The organism is Pseudoalteromonas sp. NZS100_1, from assembly GCF_015864285.1.
GTDB lineage: Bacteria > Pseudomonadota > Gammaproteobacteria > Enterobacterales > Alteromonadaceae > Pseudoalteromonas > Pseudoalteromonas arctica.
On record NZ_JADYXN010000004.1, the window covers coordinates 92782 to 118450 of the forward strand.

At 38.6% G+C, this 25669-nt stretch carries 23 protein-coding genes; 10 read left to right on the forward strand and 13 right to left on the reverse strand.

Going from position 1 to position 25669, the window contains the following annotated elements; genetic code table 11:
• Positions 1–12 precede the first annotated feature (12 nt).
• Together yjjX and I6F66_RS04160 are read right to left on the reverse strand one after the other, a co-directional pair.
• Positions 13–558 (reverse strand): inosine/xanthosine triphosphatase, encoded by a 546-nt coding sequence (yjjX, locus tag I6F66_RS04155; protein WP_165739827.1) that lies wholly within the window; start codon positions 556–558, stop codon positions 13–15.
• A 78-nt stretch (positions 559–636) separates the two neighbouring features.
• On the reverse strand, positions 637–1536 hold the full coding sequence (locus I6F66_RS04160; RefSeq protein WP_165739829.1) for a phosphoribulokinase: 900 nt from the start codon (positions 1534–1536) through the stop codon (positions 637–639).
• Positions 1537–1693: 157 nt separating this feature from the next.
• Here I6F66_RS04160 and I6F66_RS04165 point away from each other — a divergent pair, with 157 nt between their 5' ends.
• Positions 1694–2569 (forward strand): hypothetical protein, encoded by an 876-nt coding sequence (locus I6F66_RS04165; RefSeq protein ID WP_197118616.1) that lies wholly within the window; start codon positions 1694–1696, stop codon positions 2567–2569.
• A gap of 75 nt (positions 2570–2644) precedes the next feature.
• Entirely contained in the window at positions 2645–3010 is a 366-nt protein-coding gene (locus I6F66_RS04170; RefSeq protein ID WP_007579906.1) for a hypothetical protein, read from the forward strand.
• Between the two features lie 82 nt (positions 3011–3092).
• Here the strand turns inward: I6F66_RS04170 and I6F66_RS04175 are convergent, their stop codons facing one another.
• The 6 genes from I6F66_RS04175 to I6F66_RS04200 form a co-directional block, all read right to left on the reverse strand.
• Positions 3093–5666: a M1 family metallopeptidase gene (locus I6F66_RS04175; protein WP_197208807.1), complete on the reverse strand. Its 2574-nt coding sequence runs from the start codon at positions 5664–5666 to the stop codon at positions 3093–3095.
• Positions 5667–5814: 148 nt separating this feature from the next.
• Entirely contained in the window at positions 5815–6495 is a 681-nt protein-coding gene (locus tag I6F66_RS04180; RefSeq protein WP_024590219.1) for a hypothetical protein, read from the reverse strand.
• A 99-nt stretch (positions 6496–6594) separates the two neighbouring features.
• Positions 6595–6945: a DUF2750 domain-containing protein gene (locus I6F66_RS04185; RefSeq protein ID WP_007579911.1), complete on the reverse strand. Its 351-nt coding sequence runs from the start codon at positions 6943–6945 to the stop codon at positions 6595–6597.
• Between the two features lie 17 nt (positions 6946–6962).
• Positions 6963–7541: a glutathione S-transferase family protein gene (locus tag I6F66_RS04190; RefSeq protein WP_007579913.1), complete on the reverse strand. Its 579-nt coding sequence runs from the start codon at positions 7539–7541 to the stop codon at positions 6963–6965.
• Positions 7542–7605: 64 nt separating this feature from the next.
• Positions 7606–7887 carry a peptidylprolyl isomerase gene (locus I6F66_RS04195; protein WP_002958009.1) on the reverse strand — a complete coding sequence of 94 codons (282 nt, stop codon included), beginning with the start codon at positions 7885–7887 and terminating at the stop codon, positions 7606–7608.
• Between the two features lie 86 nt (positions 7888–7973).
• Positions 7974–8549, reverse strand: coding sequence for a glutathione peroxidase (locus I6F66_RS04200; RefSeq protein WP_197208808.1), 576 nt, complete (start codon positions 8547–8549; stop codon positions 7974–7976).
• Positions 8550–8630: 81 nt separating this feature from the next.
• Here I6F66_RS04200 and I6F66_RS04205 point away from each other — a divergent pair, with 81 nt between their 5' ends.
• The 3 genes from I6F66_RS04205 to I6F66_RS04215 all read left to right on the forward strand — a co-directional run bounded on the left by I6F66_RS04205 (position 8631) and on the right by I6F66_RS04215 (position 12416).
• On the forward strand, positions 8631–9119 hold the full coding sequence (locus I6F66_RS04205) for a GNAT family N-acetyltransferase (protein WP_007579917.1): 489 nt from the start codon (positions 8631–8633) through the stop codon (positions 9117–9119).
• Between the two features lie 119 nt (positions 9120–9238).
• Positions 9239–11233: an ATP-binding protein gene (locus I6F66_RS04210; RefSeq protein ID WP_197208809.1), complete on the forward strand. Its 1995-nt coding sequence runs from the start codon at positions 9239–9241 to the stop codon at positions 11231–11233.
• Between the two features lie 55 nt (positions 11234–11288).
• The gene (locus tag I6F66_RS04215) at positions 11289–12416 is read left to right on the forward strand and encodes a PleD family two-component system response regulator (protein ID WP_165727670.1); all 1128 of its coding nucleotides are present in this window, start codon (positions 11289–11291) and stop codon (positions 12414–12416) included.
• Positions 12417–12462: 46 nt separating this feature from the next.
• On the opposite strand, the gene queG is transcribed toward I6F66_RS04215, so the two are convergent.
• The 4 genes from queG to I6F66_RS04235 form a co-directional block, all read right to left on the reverse strand.
• Complete coding sequence (gene queG, locus I6F66_RS04220) at positions 12463–13596, reverse strand: tRNA epoxyqueuosine(34) reductase QueG (protein ID WP_197139821.1); 1134 nt, start codon at positions 13594–13596, stop codon at positions 12463–12465.
• A 66-nt stretch (positions 13597–13662) separates the two neighbouring features.
• Entirely contained in the window at positions 13663–14883 is a 1221-nt protein-coding gene (locus I6F66_RS04225; protein ID WP_197208810.1) for a methyl-accepting chemotaxis protein, read from the reverse strand.
• A gap of 45 nt (positions 14884–14928) precedes the next feature.
• Entirely contained in the window at positions 14929–15633 is a 705-nt protein-coding gene (locus I6F66_RS04230; protein WP_165740593.1) for a glycerophosphodiester phosphodiesterase family protein, read from the reverse strand.
• The gene (locus I6F66_RS04235) at positions 15630–16496 is read right to left on the reverse strand and encodes a DMT family transporter (protein ID WP_197208811.1); all 867 of its coding nucleotides are present in this window, start codon (positions 16494–16496) and stop codon (positions 15630–15632) included. The genes I6F66_RS04230 and I6F66_RS04235 overlap by 4 nt, the downstream gene beginning before the upstream one ends.
• Before the next feature lie 327 nt (positions 16497–16823).
• Here I6F66_RS04235 and I6F66_RS04240 point away from each other — a divergent pair, with 327 nt between their 5' ends.
• The 5 genes from I6F66_RS04240 (at position 16824) to rlmB (ending at position 23201) form a co-directional block, all read left to right on the forward strand.
• A complete protein-coding gene (locus I6F66_RS04240) occupies positions 16824–17927 on the forward strand; it encodes a sensor histidine kinase (RefSeq protein ID WP_197208812.1) in 1104 nt (367 codons plus the stop codon).
• Positions 17924–18538 (forward strand): DNA-binding response regulator, encoded by a 615-nt coding sequence (locus I6F66_RS04245; protein WP_058154167.1) that lies wholly within the window; start codon positions 17924–17926, stop codon positions 18536–18538. The genes I6F66_RS04240 and I6F66_RS04245 overlap by 4 nt, the downstream gene beginning before the upstream one ends.
• A gap of 284 nt (positions 18539–18822) precedes the next feature.
• Positions 18823–19560 carry an enoyl-CoA hydratase/isomerase family protein gene (locus tag I6F66_RS04250; RefSeq protein WP_197208813.1) on the forward strand — a complete coding sequence of 246 codons (738 nt, stop codon included), beginning with the start codon at positions 18823–18825 and terminating at the stop codon, positions 19558–19560.
• Positions 19561–19965: 405 nt separating this feature from the next.
• A complete protein-coding gene (gene rnr / locus I6F66_RS04255) occupies positions 19966–22461 on the forward strand; it encodes a ribonuclease R (RefSeq protein WP_007579938.1) in 2496 nt (831 codons plus the stop codon).
• Positions 22458–23201, forward strand: a complete 744-nt coding sequence (rlmB, locus tag I6F66_RS04260) for a 23S rRNA (guanosine(2251)-2'-O)-methyltransferase RlmB (protein WP_007378377.1) — start codon at positions 22458–22460, stop codon at positions 23199–23201. Before rnr ends, rlmB begins: the two co-directional genes overlap by 4 nt.
• Positions 23202–23407: 206 nt before the next feature.
• Here the strand turns inward: rlmB and I6F66_RS04265 are convergent, their stop codons facing one another.
• The gene (locus tag I6F66_RS04265) at positions 23408–25564 is read right to left on the reverse strand and encodes a TonB-dependent receptor (protein ID WP_197208814.1); all 2157 of its coding nucleotides are present in this window, start codon (positions 25562–25564) and stop codon (positions 23408–23410) included.
• Positions 25565–25669 lie beyond the last annotated feature (105 nt).

The following is a 25669-nucleotide window of genomic DNA, read 5'->3' on the forward strand; positions in this document are numbered from 1 at the left end:
AAACTTCCTAAATTAATTTGTTTGGCCGTATAGCTCAGGGTGTAAAAAAGGCGCCATAGCTAAAGTGAGTGCTTGTGTATAGGTACTTTCGCGCGTGGCATGATTGTTGGTAAGTAGACCAATAGCGCCACCTTTTTGTTTAACGTTGGTGGTATTAAATGCTTTGTCCATTACATCGCCAAGTTCTTCACCTTTAAGTAATGCATTATAAAGTACTTGGGGTAGAGGAAGGTTGCTGCTACGCCCTACAACTTGATTTAAGGCATTATCAATAACAACATAAGCAAATGTTGCAGGCCCATAGCTAAATTGCTCTGCACCGCCCTCCATGGCTACATAATAGTCAGCCTGATGGTGAGTTTTACAGTAATTTACTCGATTTTGAGCGCCAATTCGGGTTTCGTCTTCACCAATAGGTTGATCAGGCACGCCTGAGAGAGCATTCACACCTTCACAGTCAATGATACATTCTGGAAAATACATAGTAAAAATATGTTTAGCGGCATTTATTTTTACAGGATTTTTAGAACCGACAATAATTTTTAATTGTTGTGGCATGCTGATCTCACCTTGAGCAAAATCAGCAGTGTACGTGAGTTAGCTTTAACAAAAAAGAGCTATACGACTAACTTAATATTAAATAGGTAAATCGAGTGGTGCTAGGTTTTCCAGTGCACGCTTTTTCAAAATAATATCTTTAATTAATGGGGTAAGCACAAGCTCCATAGCCAAGCCCATTTTGCCGCCTGGTACTACAAGCGTATTAATACGAGACATAAAACTGCCTTCAATCATGCGCAAATAATAAGGAAAATCAACATCTTCAATTCCCCTAAAGCGGATAACAACAAAGCTTTCATCAAGCGATGGAATGTCTTTTGCGCTAAATGGGTTTGATGTATCAACAGTAGGCACGCGTTGAAAATTAATATGGGTACGAGAAAACTGCGGGGTAATATGATTTATATAGTCATCCATACTGCGCACAATAGAGCCCATAACCGCTTCGCGAGAATGGCCTCGTTCGGATGTATCGCGTATTAATTTTTGAATCCACTCAAGGTTAATAATTGGAACCATGCCTATTAATAAATCGACATGCTTTGCTACGTCTACATCTTGATCAACTACACCACCGTGTAACCCTTCATAAAACAAAATATCAGTATTACTATCAAGGTCTTGCCAAGGAGTAAATGTACCCGGTAATTGATTGTATGGAACGGCTTCATCAAAGGTGTGTAAGTATCGGCGTAACTTACCTTGGCCTGTTTCACTATAGTTTTCAAACAACGCTTCTAAAGCACCAAAGTCATTTGCTTCTCGGCCAAAGTAACTAATGTGTTTATTTTCTTGTTGTGCTTCACGTACTTTTTTATCCATTTCAGGGCGAGTGTAACGATGAAAGCTATCTCCTTCGATAAAAGCCGCTTCAATATTAAGGCTACGGAAAATATGTTTAATTGCATTGGTTGTGGTGGTTGTACCCGCACCAGACGAACCCGTAATCGCAATAATAGGATTTTTAGCTGACATGTTAATTCTCTTTTTTAGGACCAGGTTTTATAACCAGACTAAACTTAACATTATTTTAAGCCGTTTGGGTATCTTAAGAGTTGACTGACTTAGCTCAAGTGACGCCATCAGCAAATAACGTTATCATGAGGTGCTTAAAATTAAAACGAGAGAAAGCATGAAACTTATTAAACCATTACTTGGGGTCTTTTCTATAGCAGCGCTTAGCCCAATTATGGCGCAGGCTAGCATGCCAAAAAGCCAAGTATTACTTGCTGATTTAAATACACCTTTCGGGGTACAAGTTAGTATAGTGAGTGATAAAAACAGTTATAACAACCAACCGTACTTAACAAGTACAGGTTTATACTTTACTCATGAGGTGATTGCAGGTGAGCAAAGCCAAACCGATATTGCTTATTATGATTTAACATCAAAAAAAGTTATTAATATCAGTAACTCTCCCGTAAGCGAATATTCACCAACGGTTATGCCAAGTGGTGATGCAGTATCAGCGATTGTTGTAGAGGCAGATGGTAAGCAAAAACTGTGGCAATACCCACTCAAAAGCGAAGATGCGCCAAGTCGTATTTTTGATTGGATTGAACCTGTTGGGTACCATGCATGGGGTGTTCAAAATGATTTAGTAATGTTTATTTTAGGAAAGCCTCATACTCTTCAATATACTTCTGTTGCACAAGCGAAGGGGAAAATAGCTGCCAGTAATATTGGCCGAACGCTTATTTATAACAACTCTACAGCTGCATTTTTATTTAGTTACACTAAAAACGAGCAACATATTTTAGCGAGTTTTAATCCACAGGATAAACAAGTTGAAGACCTACTAAGGTTACCTGCTCAAGTTCAAGATTTTATTTTGAAAGATGATGCAACTATCGCTTATGCTATTAAAAACCGCGTTTATCAGCGTAAACTTGATGGAAGTGATGAAGTATCGCAATGGCTTAATTTAAGCACCTACTGCGAAACAAATATAACAAGAATGAGTTACAACAATGAAAAACTCGCTTTTGTATGTGATATAACGCAGTAAAGCAGACAAATAAATTCAGATTTTATTGTGTGTATGCGTTAATCTAATACGCAAATTAACTAATAGGGATTACACGTGGCTTATAGTGCAGACGAGCTGACAGAACAGCTCATTAAATTACAGTGTAGAAGTAATTTTAAGATTAAAAATATTGCAGAGTACATGTTAGTAAACTCTAAAGAAGCATTTTATACCCACAGCGAAAGCGGTAAGGGTAAAATAGTAATTCGCCCAGCATTTGAGGTGTTTAGCGATGACTTTAGTGATATTGATGGCGTAACGCGTGCGCAAGGCTACTTTCATAGCAGCGAGATGACACGCTTTCCTACACGTATTTTTAAAAGTGCTCAGCCTATTCACTACGGTGTGGCATTTAAAATAAACTCTGAGCAAGCAGCAAAAGACTTTATTGCTAAGCTAACGATGATTATTGGTAATTAATAAAGCAAAAATATAAACGTAAAAAGCCGCTGAATTTATATTCAGCGGCTTTTGTGTTTTTATAGCTTAATAAACCTAAGGGTTACTTACTTTTTAAGAAGCTATTAACCGATTCTAGTTCACGTGTTTTAAGCGCGATACAATCGTTTGTACTTTCTTCAAGCTTACTTAATGTACGAGCGTAACCGGCTACATCAGCTACTTTTTCGTTAAAAAAGGTCTTTGTTTTAGCTAAGCTTTCTGCATTACAACTCGCCGTTGTAAAGTACGGTAAGTTAGGAATAAAGAAAGGCGGTAAGCTTGCTGTTACTTTATCGTAGTTACTGTAAACCCAGTCAATAAATAACGCTTGGCGCTCATCTGTATAACTTTGACCTGACAAAATAGTACGCATGTCAGAGGCAGTTACTTCATCCGTTAAGCTATAAGCTAATACCGCTTTTTGTAATTCAGGTTTACCAAAAAAGCCCATTGCAGCAAGCATGTTAGTGCGTACTTGTGGATCTTTCGTTGTTTTAAACGTTGTCATGAATTGATCAAGCAGCGCTTTGTCACCATGAAAAGCAGCAAGAGTTAAGTACGTACCCGCTAAGTAAGGGTCTACTTTTTGTGGATCATTTAAATAAACTTGTGTTTGTTCTTTCGCTTTATTAATGACGTTTTGATCTTCACCATCAAAACCTAAGCGTGATACCACGGCCGCACGAAGTTGTGCAATAGCTCCGTCTTCTCCCGCTTTAGCTTCTAAACCATATTTTTTAGCTGCAGGCGTTACTGCATTACGAATAAATTCAGGCCATAGGTCTTTATTGCTATCGTCTTTAAAAGTACGTTGTTGCGATACTAAGTAACCTAGCGCTGTATTTGCTACGCGAGGGTGGCTATCGCTTACGAACACTTCAAGTGTTTGCATTAACTTAGCAGCAGATATAACACCAGCGTCAAGTAGTGCATCAGTAGCCGATAACAACGCTAAGCGTTCACGGTCACTCAGTACGCTTGGCGCCTTTTTAACAAGTGCGCTAAATTGTGCGTCATCCATTACCCAGCGGTAGTAGCCTAGTGCACCTTGGTCAGGATAAATCCATTCTGGCTCAAAGTCTAAGTCTAGCGTTTGGCTTTGTTTATTAAGTAATACATTTGCTGTTTTTACTTTATCGCCAGCACCATATTTAATTGCAACCGGTACATTCCATAACTGCTCTGGCGCATCAACGCCTGCATTTACAAAGCGGCTTTGTGAAATAGTTACTTTGCTACCTTGTTGAGTTACTTTAACTAGTGGGAAAGAAGACTGTTCAATAAACGATTTTAAAACACTCGCTACGTCTTGATTTGATGCTTTACCAAGTGCTTCCCATAGGTCGGCCGCTTCTGCGTTTTTATATGAAAACTCTTTTAAGTAGCTTTGAATACCTTTTTGAAATGCATCTTCGCCAATCCAGTTTTCAACCATAGCAAGTACTGAGCTGCCTTTACTGTAAGCAAGACCTAAACCGTCCATAATGTCAGCTTCGGTTTTAATTGGCTTACGAATAGGCTTGGTGCTTAGGCGTGCATCAAGTGCCATTACGTTGTTTTGTGGCAGGTCTAAGTGCGATTCAAACTCAGGGTTAAGCTGCTTAGTAATTTTTGCAGCCATCCAGCTAGCAAACGCTTCGTTTAACCATAAGTCGTTCCACCATTTCATGGTTACTAAGTTACCGTACCATTGGTGAGCAAGTTCGTGAGCAATAATTGATACATTACGTTGTTTTTTACTGCGTGTTGCGGCAGCTAAATCAACCAATAAAATATCTTCTCTGTAGGTCACTAGGCCTGAGTTTTCCATTGCGCCAAATGGAAACTCTGGTACCGCTACTGAGTCTAATTTTTTGTAAACGTAAGGGATACCAAAATACGCTTCAAGTGCGCCCAGTACTTTTGGCATATTTTCTTTTGCGTATTGGGCTAAGTGAATTTTACCTTGTGGGGTAATTACACGACCAGGAATTGGCATGCCTTTAATTTCTAATTCTTCAAACGGGCCAACAGCCATCGCTACTAGGTATGAAGGGATTGGCGGTGTTTTATCAAAAAAGTGTGTGGTCATATCGCCATTAACTGTTGTTTTTAACTCTGGCGTATTTGAATATACTTTTTGTGATGTAGGCGCAGTAATCGTTAACTGAAATGGAATTTTGTAACTTGGCTCGTCAAAAACAGGAAATGCACGGCGTGCATCACTCATTTCAAATTGAGTAAATAAGTAAGGAGTGCCTTGGTCTAATGTTTTGTATAAACCAACACTTTGACGGTTATATGGCGCTGAAAAATCAACTTTAAGTGTGTATTTACCTGGTTGAATTTGCTCATCACAGCTAAATTTCACTTTACCTGTTTTAAGCATTTCATTGTTTAAATCACAGTTTTCATCACCAAGCAGTTGCGCCATTTTAACAGCGTAAGCTACGCCATTTAACTCAATGTATTTTGTTGATTTTAGTACTTCTAGGGAAATCTCAGTCATCCCTGTGAATGTATCTTGGCTCGGGTCGAGTGTTAACGACACCTGTTGTGAACTTGGTTTTGCGAGTTTTTCAATAACGAATTCGTTAGCGTTTGCAGCACCCATTGCCAAAGCAACGCTCACTGTTAAGAGGCTTTTAAGAAACATAGTGATCCCTAGATTGTTGTTGTTAGAAACTACCCTAAATAGGCTTTTTTATGCTCATATAATTAGGGGGTTAGATATCCTAACAGTTTTTTTAAATAGAGTAATTGATTATAACGGTGACTTTAAGGGGAAATAGTAACAAAGTTTGTCAGTGGCTTTCGCGCGTTATAAAACGCTGCCAATGCAGGTGTGAGTTAATAATACGTATTTGTTGGACAACGGTATTTAATAAGTGGGTATCGCTAAACACATCGTGTGGATACTCGTTAAAACCCATCAAGTAATTAAAGGCGTCTTTAGAGTTAGCTTGTAGGGCGTATATACGCACTTGTTGCTCAAAGTTAAGACGAAGACTGCTTATTGCTGTTTTCATACCGAGTTGATCTACGTTTGGTATATCACATTTTTGCAGATAACCGGCTCGCTCACCTTCGCCTGAAAACCAAATGCGGACTTTTTCACTGTACCTGCCAGTTTTAGCGGGTAAGTCGAACATTAATCGGTGTTGGTTTTGCGATTTGATGAACGTTATATATTCATTAAATCCAGCATTTATAAGTGCTTGATGTACAGGAACTAAGCGAGGCTTTATTTTACCGTGGGTATGAAAATTAAAGCATAAGACGTTTTTTTCAAGGGACAGATCATCAAGCGTTAAATAACCAATCTCATCGCTATAAGCACCACTATAATATGCAATTAAAGGGAGCCAAAAATGCCAGTGTTTTGGTTGCTCTCGTGCAACTTTAAAATCACCGTATATATATCCATTATAAAGAGTGTGCAGTTCCATGGCTGAAAAGGGCCGGCGACCAAGATGGGTTTTCAACGTAATACCTTGAAAATAATGATGTGTTTTATTTTATACCCAACTAGCAGTAGATGCTAGTCGGGTTTTATCCGCTTTTAGAGTAAAGCGTATAAAGTATTATTCACTCAATGCGCGAGCTAAACCTGTAGGTTCAATTTCTGCACATACTTGGTCGTCATTCCAATTGATACCAACAAGTGCGTTATCTTCATTTAAGTCTTCAACCCATGCATCTAAAAATTCATCAAGGTTGATTTCTACTGGGCTGTAATCTTTCCACTCTTCTTTACACTGTGCTTTAGCTGCTGCTTCACTTTCCCAAAGCAGTAGTACGTCAGTTTCGTCAAATTGGTTAGAATCGCACACTACAAAGCCATTATCTTCTGCACCAAGTGCCCAAATTACTTCGCTAACACGTACTTTTTCTACGAAGTTAACTAGTTGTGATTCAATTTCGATATCGCTCATGTGTTTACCCTTTTAAATTAGTGACGAGGATTGGTGTCTATTGCTGCTTGGCGCTCGTCATATTGCTTATGAAAAGCAACAAGCGCTGAATGCTGACTAAAGTCAGCTAATTCGCGAAAGCAAATCCAATCAAGCAGGCAGTATAAACTGATGTTGAGGTATTCACAGCTTTTAAATTCTTCATCGCTTAAATGGGTATTTAAAAAGCTTAATGTTTGTTCAATACGTTCGTTTTGCAGATTAAAAAATAATTTATCGCTTTTGGTGTCAAATCCAGAACGTTTACATAACACCATTTCTACTAACGAATCGTTACAGGCATTTATAGTCGTAAGTAAGTGCTCTTGAGGCCACGTTAGTTTTGGCTGACCTGTTTTTTCAAGTAAATAACGTAATATAGAATTAGAGTCACTAAGTGTTAAGTCGCCATCTACCAGGATTGGGATTTTTCGAGCTGGATTTTTACTAGCCATAGTAGGGCGATCTTGCTCAGAAAATATATCGAGACTTACAAGCTCTAGTTTGCAGCTGTTTTGTTGTGCCCAAATTCTAATGCGGCGCACGTAAGGTGAAGGTACAGAACCAATTAATTGCATAATTACTCCATAAAAAAGCCGCATAAGCGGCTTTTATCAAATGTTACTTACAGTACAGTTAAATTTATTCTGAACGGCTAGTAACTTCAAGTAAATGATAACCAAATTGAGTTTGCACAGGGCCTTGTACTTGATTAATTGGCGCAGAAAACACAACTTTATCAAACTCTGGAACCATCATACCAGGGCCAAACTCACCAAGAGCACCGCCATCCTGACCTGAAGGACAATTAGAATGTGCTTTTGCTAGTTCAGCAAAGTCTTCGCCTTGCTCAATTTTTGTTTTTAAGTCTAAGCATTGTGCTTCACTGTCTACAAGTATATGTCGTGCGCTTGCTACTGTCATAAAATCTCCCGAGTATAGTGTGGTGTTTTTTTAACCGAATTGAAATGTCATTCTAGTTAGTTTCAACTAATTGTACCAGTATAAACTTATTTATCAGAAAACGCAGTTTCAATTGCAGTAATCATTTGCTCTGAATTAGGTGCCACTTTGCTGTTAAACCGTAAAACTTTTTTACGATCAGCAGACACTAAGTATTTATAAAAGTTCCAATTTGGAGAGCTAGTTTGCTCATTCAAATATTTAAAAATTGGATTTGCTTCGCTACCACGAACTTTGCTGGTGGCAAACATGGGAAAAGTTACACCATAATTTACAAAGCATACTTTTGCTGTTTCTTTTTCATTGTCTTCTTCTTGAAAAAAGTCATCAGAGGGGAACCCTAATACGACTAAACCTTGCTCTTTGTATTGTTGATATAGCGCTTCAAGGCCTTTAAATTGATATGTAAAACCACAATTACTTGCCGTGTTTACTATTAACAAAGGTTTATTTTTAAATTGGCACAAGTTAATAGATTCTTTTGAGCGAAGCTTTCGTATATCTACATTGGTAAAATCTTGGCAGTCCTGTGTAGAGGTTTTATTTATGATTGATGGTGTTTGAGCTTGAAGGGGAGCATTAATAAGTAAAGCCGTTAAACCTATTATAATTATTTTAAGCATTACATTACCTAAACTTTACGATTGTTTGATTGGATAATCATACGCTAATATGGAACAAATTGATCAACCCTCTAATGACCTATGACAATCCGTTTAGCAACTATTAATGATCTTAATGAAATTGTAGCCATTTACAACGAAACTATTGCAGGGCGAATGGTAACTGCAGATACGCAAGAAGTGAGCGTTGACGAAAAGCGTGACTGGTTTAATAGCCACAACGATAAAAGGCCTATTTACGTTTACTGCGAAAATAACCAAGTACTTGCTTGGGTAAGTTATAAATCGTTTTATGGGCGCCCAGCTTACGACGGCACAGTAGAAATGAGCATTTACATTACCAGTAAAGCGCAAGGTAAAGGGCTTGGTAAAAAGCTAATGATATTTGCTCAAACACAAGCTAAGCAATTAAATATTAAAGTATTACTCGGCTTTATTTTTAGTCATAACTTACCGAGTGTTAAATTGTTTAAGCATTTTGATTTTGCAATATGGGGTGAGTTGCCAAGCGTTGCCATAATGGATGATAAGGCGTATAGCCTTACTATTTTTGGAAAACATCTGGAATAAATTATTTTTCATAATGTTGTAATATTTTTTTACAAAATAAGACGAAGGGTTTATGCCAATTAAATAAAAATAGTCTACGCTATTATCATATTAAGTTTATTAATTTGAAGTGTAGCTTGATGATTCGAAAAATATTAATTGTTGATAGTAGCAGTGTCATCGCAATGCGTGTGAAAGTGCTTTTAGAATTAATAGGATGTGAAGTCGAATTAATTCATTTCAGCATGCTAGACATGTATACCAATATAGGCGACTACGACTTAGTTGTTGTTGCCCATGGTGTGCCTGTTGATTCTATAAAACCGCTTGTTAGCCAAGTAGCGCAAGAGCGTTTTATGCTGCTTGCTCCAAAAGCACAAAGTGGTGAGCAACTAACTGCGTTTAGTGAGCTAAATCATGTTGCGCCTGACGCAACCGTGATCTACCCATTTTTTTCTAATAAAGAAATTACTTCTCTTTTAGAGAGCCTACTAGAATTAGGCTCTAATCATATTTTGCAATTACCCGCTATTTTACTCGTCGATCATGTTCCTGAGCGCCTCGAAAAAATGAAAAGCAGCTTGATTGGTGCTCATATCGAGACCCATACAGCAACCACCTCTGCAGAAGCTTTAGAAATTACGAAAGAAAAGAAAATCGATATACTGATAAGTGATTTTGTTTTAGATGACGGAACCGGTTTAGAAATTTTTTCAAACTTAAAAATAATGCAACCACATTGCCGTTGCTTATTATTTACCTCACGTCCCGATCAAGTTTCAATGATTGAAGCTATTCGTCAAGGTGTAGAAGACGTACTTATTAAGCCATTGAACGACAGCTCATTATTACAATCAATACATAAACTGTGGCAAACAGAGTTATTAAAACGCCATAACGCAGAACTTGTCGAAAGGCTACAAGATACGGTTGATGCCCTGATTGAAAAAGACAGCCTACTTCAGGTTATTTATAAGCATACGCCTGATGCAATTATGTTGTTTGAGAAATGCGGTAGAGTGATAGAAGCTAATGATGCTTGTTTAAAACTATTTAACTTACCGTTTAACGAACTAGAAGGTAAATCAGTATTTAGCTTTTTAGATGATGATTCAACGTTAGGCATTAAAGATAAAATTTCGACACTAAACAGCAATCGCCAATTTAGCTGCGACTTACGTTTATCTAAAACTGCAGGGGGCTATATACCGTTAGTGGGATCTTTTAATGAGATAGATCACCATGGTGAAATAGCACTTGCCGTAATATTTAAAAATGTAACCCACCTTAAGCAAAAAGAAGATTTACTACTTGAAGCAAAAGATATCCTTGAAGAGCAAGTAAGAGCGCGTACTTCACAGCTTGAACATGCAAAAAATATTGCTGAAGCTGCAAACTTAAGTAAATCAGAGTTTTTAGCAAACATGTCGCATGAACTTCGCACACCAATGCACTCTATTTTAAGCTTTTCGCGTTTTGGTTTAAGCAAATTAGAAACTGGAGATTTTGCAAAAGAGAAACTAATTAAATACCTATCGCGAATAGAGAGTAGTGGTGAGCGTTTACTGTCGTTACTAAATAATTTACTCGACCTATCTAAGCTTGATGTGGGTAAGTTTCCATTTAATCCTCGTCCATATAATTTAGCGAACATTATAAAAACAAGTATTGATGATGTATCTGGTACGGCAATGGAAAAAGAAATTGAGGTTGTATTCACCGCGCAGCCGCTACCTGTAATTTCGCAGTGTGATGAAGAGCAAATAAACCAGTTACTTCGAAACGTATTAGGTAATGCACTCAAATTTAGTGAACCAAAAAGTAAAATACAGATAAATTTAGAGTCAGATAGTCGATTTGCTACCATAGAGGTTACCGATAATGGGGTCGGTATACCAGAAGATGAGCTGGAACATATTTTTACTAAGTTTGTACAAAGCAGCAAAACAAATAGCGGTGCCGGTGGTACCGGATTGGGCCTTGCATTGTGTAGAGAGTTTGTGTCTTTACATCAAGGTGAGATCACTGCACGTAACAACGAAAATGGTGGTGCAACTATATCTATACAGGTGCCATTAGAAATAAATCTAGATGATCATTTGGCTGAAGATCAATTAATACAACACAGTAATTAATTGCTAGTTAGCATACCAAGTAACTTTTTTTGAGAATTTGAATGGATGATAAATTATGGCCTTAACTAAAATACTTGCCGTTGATGACGAACCCTTTAACCTTGAAATTATTGAGGAGATTTTAGAGGATCTTGATTTTGAATTACAAGTAGCAACAAGTGGTCCTGAGTGTTTAAACATGGTTGAAGGCTATATGCCTCAGGTTATATTGCTCGACGTAAGTATGCCGCAAATGAACGGCTATGAAGTATGTAAGGCACTTAAAGCAAACCCAAATACAGCACACATTATTGTTATGTTTGTGTCTGCTCGTGGCACAGTTGAAGAGCGTATGGAAGGCTACTCGGTTGGTGCAGAAGACTATATTGTAAAACCCTTTGGCCATGATGAACTTAAGTCAAAGCTTAAAAATTTAAACCAAGTACTTGTTGAAAAACAAAGCCTTGAAAAGCAAGTTGAAGATGCTACATCAACTGCATTTAATGCCATGGCTAACAGCAGTGAAATGGGGCAGATAGTTAACTACGTTGAAAACATAGGCTTTATTAACGACCCTCAAGAGCTAGGTAAAGCGCTTATAGATTGCCTACAATCTTTTGATTTGCAAAGTAATGTTGAGTTTAGAGAGAACGATGAAATTAGTCACTTTGCATTAAGCGGCGTGTGTTCACCTATTGTGGTGGAGCTATTTGAAATGCTTAAAAACAAAGGGCGTTTACATGAATTTTCGCATCGAATTTTAGTTAACTATGAATTGATTAGCTTACTTATTTTAAATATGCCTGATCACGATCCAGATAAACACGGGCGTATACGCGACCACGTATGTTTTATTGTCAGTGTTACCGAGCAGCAACTACGCGCCATCATGACTAAGAAAATGCTTGAATCACAACAGGCAAAACTTAATGCCGTAGCAAGTACAGTTCACAGTAAGTTTCATGGCTTAATTAGCTTATTGAATGACAACCGTCAAAACAACGAAAAAGTGTTTAAACAGTTACAAGAAGAGCTCGAAGAACGTATCCCATCAATGGGATTAGATGAAGATCAGGAGGTGTTTATTTATAAAAAAGTAGATGAAACTATCCAAAACTCAGTGGCCAGAGAGGAGTCTGTTAAACAGGTAAAAGCAGCTTTTGCTGAAATTGAGCAAGACCTGTCATTGCTTTTAAAGAGCTAAATATATTTAATTAAATAATGTTACTTTAAGGCTTACTCCAACTGCATTATGCATCTCTGGGTAAGCCTTTTTCTACGATTCTGATTAACCTAGCCGTTTTACGAATTTGTAATCGTTGTTTATCGTTTTGTTGAGCAAGCGCCCATTCAATATGTTCTAAAACAAGCTCGCTGGATATTTGGCTTTTATCTTGTAAAGCATGAATAATAGCCGGGCTAAACTCTGCATTACCTAAACCGACCGCTATATTACGTAACCAACGTTCGTGACCTATGCGGCGAATAGGGCTGCCTTCGGTATTTTTTAAAAATGTAGGCTCATCCCAAGCAAATAGCTCAAGTAAATCTTTATTTTTTAATTGAGTACGAGGATGAAAATCATTTTCATCCGTTATTTGTCCATAACGATTCCAAGGGCATACCAACTGGCAATCATCACAACCATAGATACGGTTGCCTAATAAAGTTCGGTATTGTTCGGGTATGGGGCCTTGGTGTTCTATCGTTAAGTACGATATGCATTTACGTGCATCAACAACGTAAGGCTCTACAATTGCACCTGTTGGGCAAAGAGTAATACAAGCAACACATTTTCCGCAGCCTTCAAACGTGTTCTCTGCATCTATTGGTAGAGGTAAATCAATAAATAGTTCGCCTAAAAAAAACCACGATCCTGCTTCTTGATTAATTAATAACGAATGCTTACCACGCCACCCTAAACCGGCTTTTTCGGCAAGTTGACGCTCAAGTACCGGGGCTGAATCTACAAATGGCCTAAAGCCATATTCGCCAATTTCTTGCTCTATTTTTTGGCCAAGTTTTTTTAAACGATTACGCATTAATTTATGGTAATCACGACCCAGTGCATAACGACTTATGTATGCTTTTTCTTTATTTTTTAAGGTTTTTGCAAAGCCAGCATCGGGAGGAAGATAATTCATTTTTACGGATATAACACGCTGTGTACCAGGTACTAATTCAGCAGGGCGAGCGCGTTTCATGCCGTGAGCAGCCATATAATCCATCGAGCCGTGGTAGCCAGCATCAAGCCAGCGTTGCAATTGGGCTTCGTGCTTAGATAGGTCAATATCAGTAATACCTACTTCGCTAAAACCAAGCTCTTGCCCCCAGGTTTTTATTTGCAGGGCTAATTTTTCATAGTTTGGGGTAGGGTTGCTCACACACTTCACACACTTAAATTAATAGCTGCGTAATTTACCATATTTCTCCGAGCCCGAAAACGCTTCTTAGCGCACGAAGCGCTTTAACTGTTGTTGGGTTTGTAAGCTTAACTGTTGAGATTGCTCGCTATCGGCTAATGCCGTATCTATTTGCTGTTTAGCTTGCTCACCTAAAGCTACTATTTGCTCTACCGATTGGTGAGTATTAGTTTGAGTGCCCTCAAGCATATGCACAGCACTGGCTATTTGTTGTAGTTGCTGTTGGTTGTGCTCAAACTCACTAAGCATTTTTGTAAAACCCTCGGAGGTTGCACTAATTGAGCTTTGTGCGTTATTGGAGTGAGTCATTAATTGCTCTGACTCTTTATTTGTTTCATTTACTAGCTCATTCATTTGAGTAATAAAGTCGCTTATTTGCCTAGTTGCGCCACTGACCTTTATTGAAAGTGTGCGTACTTCGTCTGCAACTACGGCAAACCCTCTGCCAGCTTCACCCGCTCTAGCTGCTTCTATTGCGGCGTTAAGGGCTAACAAATTAGTTTGATCAGAAAACTCTTCAACCATTTTTAAAATACTACGAATGTTTTCACTGTTCTCTTTCAGTCCCGCAATTGTATTTGAAAAGCTACCTAGCATATTAGTAATAAGTTTAACCTGCTTAACTAAAGCAGTGAGCTCTGATGCAGATAGTTTTACAAAGTTAAGGTGTTCATTATTAACGTTATGCACGCTATCTGTATTATTTACTATGTTTTGTAAGCTTTGGGTTATTTGCATACTGGCATTAATAATACTGTGGCTTAACTGTATTTGTTGCTCACTTGATTGCTCAGTATTTTTCATCGATTCAGTGACTTGTATATTACTGTGTGCACTAGCTTGAGCACTGTTATATGTTGTGCTGAGTAACTCACTTAAATGGGCAGTAAATATATTATATTGTGAACTTAAATCTTTAAATTCGTCATACGAAAAGTGGGGAAGTTTTGCTGCTAAATTTGCATCTTGTTGGTTTATTTTTATCAAAGTATCGCGCATAGCAGTAACAGGGCGAACAATTAAAAAACGCATATAAAAAAGAGTAAAAATAAAACCAGATATAATAACAAGCGTAAGCAGCCAAAATAGCCCTGTACTTTGCTGTTGTTCGCTTAAACTCTGATGCAGCCAAAATAACGTAATTGCTTGGAACAATAATACAAAACTTAAATTACCGATTATTTTACGCGTTAACGTAAAAAAGAATGTTTGCTCTATATAGTTATAAATTTTCATAAAACTACTCATTATGCTTAAGCCCTACGATTCTTATTTTAGTTAGGGAGGTGTAAGTTAGCTTTTTTGTAACGATAACAAGTAAGCTTTGGTTCGCGCTGGGTAATTTGTAAAAATTCCGTCTATGCCATACTCAAGCATTAGCGCTATATCTTGTTCTCTATCGACCGTATAAGCATAAATCTTTAAGCCTCTTTTTTTTGCATCATCGGCAAAAGCCTTATTTATAAAGGTTTTATCTGCATGTACGCTATAAGCGTTTAAATCACTTGCAAACTTTGCATAGTTAATTGGAATAGAAGAAGTAAGGGCGCCTATTTTAAGCCATGGTAGCTTGCTTTTAAGCCACTGTAGTTGATGATGATCAAACGATGATACTAAAATATTCGCTTTCGATATTTTGTTAGCTTCAATATTTTCTTCAAGTTGAGCCACAAACCTTTCTAGTTCAAATGTATGTTTAAGCTCAATATTTAATAAAGATTTATTGTTATTCCAATCAAACAACTGTTGAAGAGTGGGAATTTTTTCACCATTTCCAGCATCAAGTTTAGATAGTTCATGTGCCGTAAAGTTACTCACCCTACCTTTACCGCTGGTGGTTCTATCGAGCCATGAGTCGTGTATTAACATGTAATCATCGATGGAACTTTGAATATCTACTTCAATACCATCAACACCTACTTTTAACGCTTCTAAAATAGCGCTTTTGGTGTTTTCAGGAAAATCCCCACTGGCACCACGGTGTGCAAATACTTTCATTGTCGAGCCTTTTTAGTGATTGACCACGTTTCAAAACAAGCGGCACTAACAATAAGTGCTCCACCAACTAACGTCATAACAGTAGGACGTTCATGAATAATTACTATAGCCAGTATGGTGCCATAAAGTGGTTGTAAGCAAGAAATTAACCCCGCAGTTGCCGCTGATAAATGCTTTAAACTTGCTGCAAATAACGAGTGCGGTGTAGCTGTAAAAATAACACCCGCTATGGCAATTAAAATTAGGTCGTGATGACTAACCTCATATACCGGCACTTCTATAAATGCGCACAGCATAATGCTTGCCACTAAGGTTTGATAAAACATAGTTTGCGGGCCACCATATTGGCTAAAGTAGCGCTTATGGGTAATGTTTCTGATTGAAAAAAACAATGCCGATATAACACCAGTTATTACACCTAAGGTTACATCGTCGCCTAAATTTGCACTTGGGACTAACAGGTAAATCCCTAAAACAACCACCGCTGCACTTATTATATCTTTTGCTTTTGGCCTGCTTTTATTAAATAAGGGCTCTAAAAGTACCGTCATTACGGGGTAGCTAAAAAATGCCAACATCCCAATTGTTATACCGGCCATTTGCATACCAGCAAAATAGGTTACCCAGTGAATACCCACCGCAACACCTAAAAATAATGCAATAAAGTAGTCTTTAGGCTTGTTTAATTTAATCTGTTTTTTTTGAAAATACAGCATGGCTAAAATAGCCATTCCTGCAATAGCAGTTCTGTAAACGGTAATATCTAAAGCATTTAGACCAATAAGCTTGGCAAATAAAGCGGTTCCGCCAAAAAGTAATACCGCTATGTGCAAATAAATTAAACTTTGCTGCTGAGACTGCATTTAGTTTCCTTGTTGTACTTTTTGAACATATTAACATTGCTTAAAAATTCTTAAGATGAATTTTTTTATCGCATGACAAATGTCATAAAAGTTGATGACACTTCACACTCTTATTATTTTTGTACGCTGGCATAGTTACCTTACTCAACAGGGGATAATTATGAATTCTTTAATTTTAATCAGCTTAACTATTAATGAAGTGCTAGAGGCGTTAAGTTTTACGATTACGTACGCAGATTGCTTTATGCTGGCATGCATTTTTATGTTATTTATATTTATTAATAAAAATAGTCCTATAAGTAAAAATAATATGCCTGAGGTATTAGTATGAGCTCGCTTAACTCCTTTTCTCAACAAAGTGATAAAGGTTTTTGGAAATATGGGCATTTAATTTTTACAGGCTTTTATTTACTCCCACTAATAATTAATTTTGCGAGCTTTACTGCTAACCAAATAACGATGTCTTTAGCCTTTTATGTTGCTTTTATTCTTCTATATGTAAAAGCAATAAACTGTAAAAGTGCAGGGGTGACCAAGTTGTTTGTAGCCATGCTATTAATTTGTTTTTGCGCCACGTTTTACACCACAGGTACTCCTACTTTATTTGGCTTTGCAGCGTACGTAGCAGGCTATGCATACAGCTACCATCAAAGAGTTTATGCTGCACTCGCGATTATATCTATGGTTTTATTAAGCGCATATATTGGTGATATAGGGAAGGTGCAATACTTTTTAGCCGTTGCTTTGATTTTATGTGCAGCCTTATTTAGTTACGGTATTGCAGCTAAAAGAGAGAGCCTGTACAAAAAACGTGAGCAAGAAAACGCTAACCAATTAGAGCAATTAGCAGCAATTGCTGAGCGTGAACGGATAGCCCGCGACTTGCACGATATTTTAGGTCACTCATTGTCATCTATTGCTTTAAAAGCTGAGCTTGCCAATAAATTAAACCAAGGCGAGCGTTACGCTCAAGCAAATAGCGAAATTGCACAAGTGGCCGATCTGGCAAGGCAGTTACTCAGTGATGTAAGAAGCGCCGTTAGTGATTTAAAACAGCTTAACCTTGTTAGCCAAGTAGCACAGTTAAAACAAAGATTAATAGAGCAAGACTTTAACGTTTCATTTAATGTAGTTTTAAATACTCTACCCGCTAAAGTAGAGGGCATCGCAGGCCTTATAATTAAAGAAGCCGTTACCAATTTGCTACGTCATAGCAGCACAAAAAATTGCGAAATAAATATAGAACAAACAGCGCAGCAGCTACTCATTACCGTTATTGATCGTGCACCGTGCTCCACATTAAATTCGGGCAATGGCCTAAATGGTATTAAAGAGCGAGCAGAGCAACTCAATGGCAGTGCAACATTTACCTGTGGCGATATTTTTACTTTAAATGTAATGCTACCAATTTCAGCTAAGGATTTACAATGATCAGAGTGTATTTAGTGGAAGATCAAGCGCTTGTGCGCGACGCAGTAGCAGCATTGTTAGGACTCGATTTTAATATTGAGATTATTGGGCAAGCAAGTAACGGGCAAGATGCACTTAATGCAATTGAAGCACTTGATAGTGATTTACATCCCGATATAATTTTAACCGATATAGAAATGCCAACCATGAATGGTATAGAGCTGAGTGAAAAAATAGCCGCTAAGTTCCCCGCTATAAAAATGGTTATTATGACCACATTTTCTCGTGCGGGTTATATTAGGCGAGCGCTTACGGCAGGCGTTAAAGGTTTTATTTTAAAAGAAGCACCCAGTGAAGAGCTAATAAATGCGCTTAAAAAAGTAATGCAGGGACAAAAAGTGATAGACCCAGAGCTTGCTATCAATGCATTAGACGACGCAGATCCGCTTACAGATAAAGAACGCAAAGCACTTAAACTTGCAAGCGACGGCCTTAAAACAAGCGACATAGCCAAGCAGTTATTTATAAGTGAAGGTACCACACGTAATTATTTATCAGACGCTATTGCTAAGCTAAACGCCACTAACCGTATAGATGCTGCGCGTATAGCTAAACAAAAAGGATGGCTTTAAATAGTGGGTTTATAAATTATAAGCAAAGTATTACTATGTTATACCAATCTGCTTATATATGGGGTCTATTTAACGTTAAGAAAATTACGCTAGAACTAGGCAAAAATTTTTGTATCTAGTTGTTCTAAATAAAAATTTTTTAACGACGTTATAGTGAAATTTAATTCGTTAAATTGATCAAAGATTTATGCAGGTTGGTATTTCTTATAAAAGTAACGAACAGTGCTTAAAGTTAGCTTAAAGTTAGCTTAAAGTTAGCTTAAAAAGCGTTAAAAGAGGGTTTAATGGCAAATCTAATAGAACTAATAACTAAAAATAGTACTGCAATACTCACTATGAATACCGCTGAAAACCGCCACAATCCAGCGTTTGTGGCTGAGTTTAATTTACATCTTGACCACATTGAGGCAGATCAAAATATTAAGTCAGTTATTTTAACGTCCTCGAGTGACAAAAACTGGTCATTAGGCATCGACCTTCAATGGATGTCCAATCCAAGTATTTTACCTGCAGCTATTTCTGACTTTATGATTCAAATAAGTGACTTGTTTAAGCGCATAGTTACTTTTCCTATGCCTATTATTGCTGCGTTAAACGGGCATACCTATGGCAATGGTGCTGTGCTTGCGTGTGCGTGCGATTTTAGATTTATGAAGTCAGATAAAGGCTTCTTTTGTTTTCCTGAAGTGGATGTAATGGTGCCGTTTGTACCGTCGATGTTTCCTATAATTAATAAAGCTATTTCGCAAACATTCTTTAATCGTTTAGCTATGTCAGGAGAGCGTGTTGGTGCACAGCAGTTGCTAGAGAACAAAGTAGTTGAAGCTGTGTTTGCAAATAACGATGAACTACAAGCAGGTGTACTTGAGTTTGCCCAGCAGTTTAATAAAAACCGCTGGATTTACGCTCAAAATAAATCACAAATGAATAAGCAAATTTTGCTTACAATGAAAGAAGAAGACCCAAGCTTTATTGATAATATAAGCAAACTGCTCTGGAAAAACCTACAAAAAAATAAATAACATGAACTCTGGTTAAGAGATTTACTAACGTATTGAATCATGGTGATATTTAAATTTATTTTCTCTAGCCAGAGATTTTTAGTGAAAACAAGGCGAATTTACGCGTCAATAGCTGGCCTATTGCAAGTATATTCAACGCTGTTAGCGCTGAATATAGCTGCTCGAGATAGATTTATTATCCAGAGCTCAGGTTATAACAGCGCGATAGGGTTTTAGCATTGCTACCAGATGACTAAATACTTTGCAGTTAAGGGGTCGTTAAGCCCCATTGCGCTAGATTTTTAAACTATACAGCAAGATAAACAGCAAGGTAAAAGTGCTTTCTTAAAAGTTTAATCGCTTTTACCTGTCTCATTATAACTATATGGGTTAAAATACCTACATAACCAACTAACAAGATAGTGAATGTCAAACCAAGATCCAAATCTCAGTCGAGAACAAGAAAAGTACGAAAACCCAGTCCCTAGTCGTGAGTTTATACTTACTCACCTTCAAGAGCGTTCAAAACCTGCTAACTACGCGCAATTATGTGAAGAACTAGCAGTAAATGATGACGAACGCCAAATAGCATTTAAACGCCGCCTTCGCGCTATGGAGCGTGACGGACAGCTGTATTTTAATAAATTTAAATGCTATGCCCTAATTGACGAAGCCGGTTTAACCAAAGGCAAAGTAATAGGCCACAGAGACGGTTTTGGCTTTTTAGAAGTTGAAGGCGAGAGTAAAGATTGGTTTATTGCTAAGCACCAAATGAATATGGTGTTACATGGCGACATTGTACTAGCTAAAGGCACTAAACGTGGCTCTGGCTCAAAATGCGATGCACGTATTATAAAAGTGCTTACTAACGAGCGCGCGCCAATTGTTGGCCGTTACTTTGTAGAGCATGGTGTTGCCGTTGTGGTAGCTGAAGACCCGCGCATAACGCAAGATATAATGATTTTACCAGGCAACGAAAACGGTGCCCGCCATAACCAAATGGTGCAGGTTAAAATCACTCAAAATCCAAGCCGCAACATGAACGCGGTAGGTAAAATTATTGATGTACTTGGTGAGCATTTAGCCCCAGGTATGGAAATTGAAGTCGCACTGCGCAATCACGATATTCCACATGTATGGCCTGAAGAAGTTGAAGCACAGGTTGCTCACCTAGGTGAGTTTGTTGAAGACGCTGACAAAAAAGGCCGCGTAGATTTACGTGACTTACCACTTGTAACTATTGATGGCGAAGACGCTCGCGACTTTGATGACGCCGTGTACTGTGAACCTAAAAAATCGGGTGGCTGGCGCTTATGGGTTGCTATTGCCGATGTATCGCATTACGTAGGAATGAACACGCCGCTTAACAAAGAAGCAATTTTGCGTGGTAACTCAGTGTATTTCCCTGAGCAAGTAATTCCGATGCTACCAAAAGTGCTTTCTAACGGATTATGTTCGCTTAATCCAAAAGTAGATCGCTTATGTATGGTTGCCGAAATGACCGTATCGAGCGCGGGTAAACTTTCGGGCTATAAGTTTTACGAAGCGATAATGAACTCGCATGCACGTTTAACTTACACCAAAGTAAATGCCATTTTACAAAACGACGAAAAACTACGCGAAGAATACTCAGCCGTAGTGCCACATTTAACTGACTTACAGCAAATGTATATGGCACTTAAAGCAGCACGCCAAGACCGTGGTGCCATTGAGTTTGAAACCCTAGAAACACGTTTTGTATTTAACGCTCAGCGTAAAATAGAATCAATAGTGCCTGTTATTCGTAACGATGCGCACAAACTGATTGAAGAATGTATGATTTTAGCCAACGTATCGGCGGCTAAAATTCTTGAAAAGCACGAAGCAAGCGCGCTTTATCGCGTGCATGACGAACCAGACAGCGAAAAACTAGGTAACTTTACTAAGTTTTTAGGCGAGTTAGGTATCGAAAGCACATTAAGCGACGAGCCAACACCAAAAGAAATAACCCAAGTATTAGCGCGACTAGGTGACCGCCCAGAAGCCGAGCTTATTCAAACTATGCTACTGCGTTCAATGAAACAAGCTGTATATCAGCCAGATAACATTGGTCACTTTGGTTTAGCGTTATCGGCTTATGCGCACTTTACATCGCCAATACGTCGTTACCCAGATTTAGTAGTACATCGTGCTATTAAAGCAGTAATAAAAGCACAAGGTCAGCAAACGTCTGGCGAATACGCTTATACCGACGACGAAGTTGATCAACTTGGTGAGCAGTGTTCTACCACAGAGCGCCGCGCCGATGATGCAACTCGCGAAGTTGCCGATTGGCTTAAATGTGAGTTTATGCAAGATCACGTAGGTGACGAGTTTGACGGTGTTATTTCATCGGTCACTAACTTTGGTTTGTTTATTCGTTTAGACGATTTACAAATTGATGGGCTTATTCATGTTACTAATTTAGGCGACGAGTTTTTTGCGCATGATGCTGCAAAACACACCCTAATAGGTGAGCACTCTCACAAAGTTTATCGCCTTGGCGATAAAGTAACAGTAAAAGTTGCGTCGGTTAGTTTAGACGACCGTCGTATCAACTTAACGCTTAAAGGCGATGTTGCACAAGACAGATACTCACGTCGTCGTGCGCCAAAAAAAGGTTCAGGTAAATCTGAGCATGCGCCAGCAAGTGTGCGTTCGCAATTAAAAGCAGGCAAAGTACCGGGTAAAAAGTCGCACAGCGATGACAAACCAAAAGGTAAAAAAAAGCCAGCAAATAAAGATAAAGGCAAGCCTGCAAATAAGTCTGCAACTAAACCCGCAGATAAAAAAGCAGCAGACACTGCCGTAAAGAAAAAGCCTAAGAAGAAGGCAGTTAAAAAGCCTAAAAGAGCTGGCAAAAATGCCCGTAAAAGTACTAGCCCAGGAGCAGATAATACGTGAGTAATGAATTAATTTTTGGCTTTCACTCTGTTGAAGCAATTTTAGAAAGCGAGCCAGAGCGCTTTGTAGAAATTTACGCCCTTAAAGGTCGTGACGACAAACGCTCAACTCCGATTATTGATGAAGCACGTAAGTTTGGTATTTCAGTACAGTTTATGCAGCGTAAAGCCCTTGATAGCAAATCAAAGGGTGAGCAGCATCAAGGTATTATTGCCAACGTAAAAGCAGCGCCAACGTTTAACGAAAAAGATCTTGATGCGATCATCGCTCGTGAAGACACACCGTTTTTACTTGTGCTTGATGGTATTACCGATCCGCATAACTTAGGCGCATGCCTACGTAGTGCAGACGCTGCTGGTGTTCACGCTATAATTGTACCTAAAGATCGCTCTGCCAAGCTTAACGGCACAGCACGTAAAGTTGCTTGTGGTGCAGCCGAAACAGTACCGCTTATTCAAGTGACTAACCTTGCACGTACGCTTCGCGAAATTAAAGATGCAGGCGTATGGGTTGTAGGCACCGCTGGCGAAACTGATAACCACGTATTTGATGCAAGCTTAACGGGCCCAATGGCGATTGTTATGGGCGCAGAAGGCGAGGGCATGCGACGCTTAACGCGTGAGCATTGCGATATGCTTGTTAAAATCCCAATGGCGGGTACTGTTTCAAGCTTAAACGTATCGGTAGCCACGGGTATTTGTTTGTTTGAAGTATTACGCCAACGTAACGCAAATAACTAATACCTAATTAATAATACCTAATTTAAATTAAGTATTAAAAAAGCCGAGATTGAAGTTCAATCTCGGCTTTTTTGTATCTGTAACTTACGCTTTAACTTTGTAAGCTTTGGTAAACGGTTTAATAACAAGGCAATAATTTAGATGTGTAGTGCTTTTACATAAAAAATTATTAACGTAGTTAGTGAACCGTTTAACCAGCTTTTAATTTAGAATGAGTAAGTGTAGCCCATCTGTACAGTACGCGGCTTACCTGGTTGAATGCCACCGTTTGAACGGTTAGCAACGTATGTTTTATCAAACAAGTTATCAACGCTTAGGTATACTTTTTGATTTTCATCGATTAAGTATTTAGCAGCTAAATCCCATACTACGCGGCTATCAATTGCGTTTAAGCCCGACTCAGTTAAGTTAGCATGCGCATCAGATACGTAACGTATTTGGCTGTTAACTACAAACGCAGAAAACTCAGCACCTAACGATAACGCTACTTGGTTTTCTGGTACGTAAGGCATTGCATCGCCTTTTTCTACCGCGCCCCAAATTTCTGAATCAAAATCGTTTTTAAACTCAGAGTCTGTGTAGGTGTACGTTAATTTAACTGGGAACATTGCTGTATCAGTTGCAAAAGTACGTGCTGCACTAAATTCAAAACCCGCTACTTCTACTTCACCGTAGTTGTATTGGTCGCCAATGTTCTCATCGCTACAACCAACAGCCGCAGTACAGTTACCATGCATGTTGTCGTAGTCAGAGTAAAACGCAATTACTTCACCGCTAAAGCCATCCATATTAAAGCGAGAGCCAAACTCAATGTTTACACTTTCTTCTTCTTCTTGGTCAGCATTACCAGGAGCTGCTGGAGCATACCCTTTTTGAATACCGGCAAGAAATGTCACGTTTTCGTTAAGTGTGTAAGTAGCACCTAACGATGGCACTAAAATTTCTGTATCGTTCGACACATCTTTAGTTAAACCGTTGCTGCGTGTTGGATCAGTTTTAGACCACTCTTCACGTGTAATAGTAATGTCTTCATAACGAAGACCTGCACTTACTACTAATGCGTCAATTGTCCACTCGTCTTGAATAAACAAAGTACTTGCTTCTGCGCTATCTACACGGTTGCTGTCAGAGCCTGGAATGCCTTGCTCCGTAAGCGTTAAGCTTAGGTCTTGATTAAGTGTGTATTTGTCTTCCCATTGAAAACGATCCATTTCGTCTTCGTGGTAACGCACACCAACAGTCACATAGTGATCGCCTGCAGGAATATGTAATTCAGACTGAATACCTTTAGCTTGGTAATCGCGGTTATTAGCTTTAATACCAATACCTTCAATGCCTTCGCTTGTCGGGTTTGCTTCAAATTCACTGTATTGTTCAAGGTAGCTTTCGCTTACTTTGCTGGCTTTATACCAGTTACGATGAAAATCGTTTAAGTAAGCCGTAGCTAAAAACTCATAGCCATCACCAAAACGGTACGCGTAGTTAAGTTGGTATGCATTGTGGCGAGTATTCATTTCATCGTTTTGCGATGCAGCATAACGACGGTAAGGACTTTCTTGATAGTCTTCGTCAGTTAAGCCCATGTATGTTTCGTCTGATGTTTCGTCAGAGTACTTAATTTTCAGCTCAAGATTATGCGCATCGTTTTGACCAAACGTGTGGCCAAACTTTAATAGTAAATCTGTTTTTTCAAAGCCGGTGTTGTCATCGCCTACTGGCAGCTCTTTAAAGCCGTCTGCGCCGTAAGTAAATACTTCAATTAAGCCTGCTGTGTTGTTTTTTTCTTTACCGAAGTAAGCGTGACCTTTGTAGTAACCGTCGCTACCAAGGGCTGCATCTACCATACCTTTTGAGCTATTTGGCTCAGTAGGCAAGCTGCGCGAAAGCAAGTTTAAAACACCACCCGTAGTACGCGGGCCGTACTTAACTGATGCCGCGCCTTTTAATACTTCAATAGACTCCATACGACCCATAGTAGGGAAGTAGTAAGCAGAAGGTGCTGAATAGGGTGCTGGTGCAACTAATACACCGTCTTCCATTACCGATATTTTATCGTTACGGCCAGTACCTGTACCGCGCATACCAATATTAGGGCGAAGGCCGTAGCCGTCTTCTTCTTGCACGTAAACGCCCGGAACAGACGCTAAAACGCGAGAAATATCAGTAAATTTGAATTTTTGAAGTTCTTCATCAGAAATAAACGTAGCCGAACCAGGAATATCGTTAATTGCTTGTTCTGAGCCAATAACGGTAATTTGTTCAAAGCGTTGTTCTTTATTGCTGGTGTCTTTTGCTATTGCAGTAGCACTAAAAGACAAAGCAACCGCAGTTGCCAGGGTAGATACTAAAAACTTAGGGTTCATTGTGTTCCTAATCATGTCAATTATCTAAATTGGCGTAATTTGAACACGTTAACGAATACGAATCAATGTTATTAAGTATTTAATTATTCAGTTTAATAGAACTAA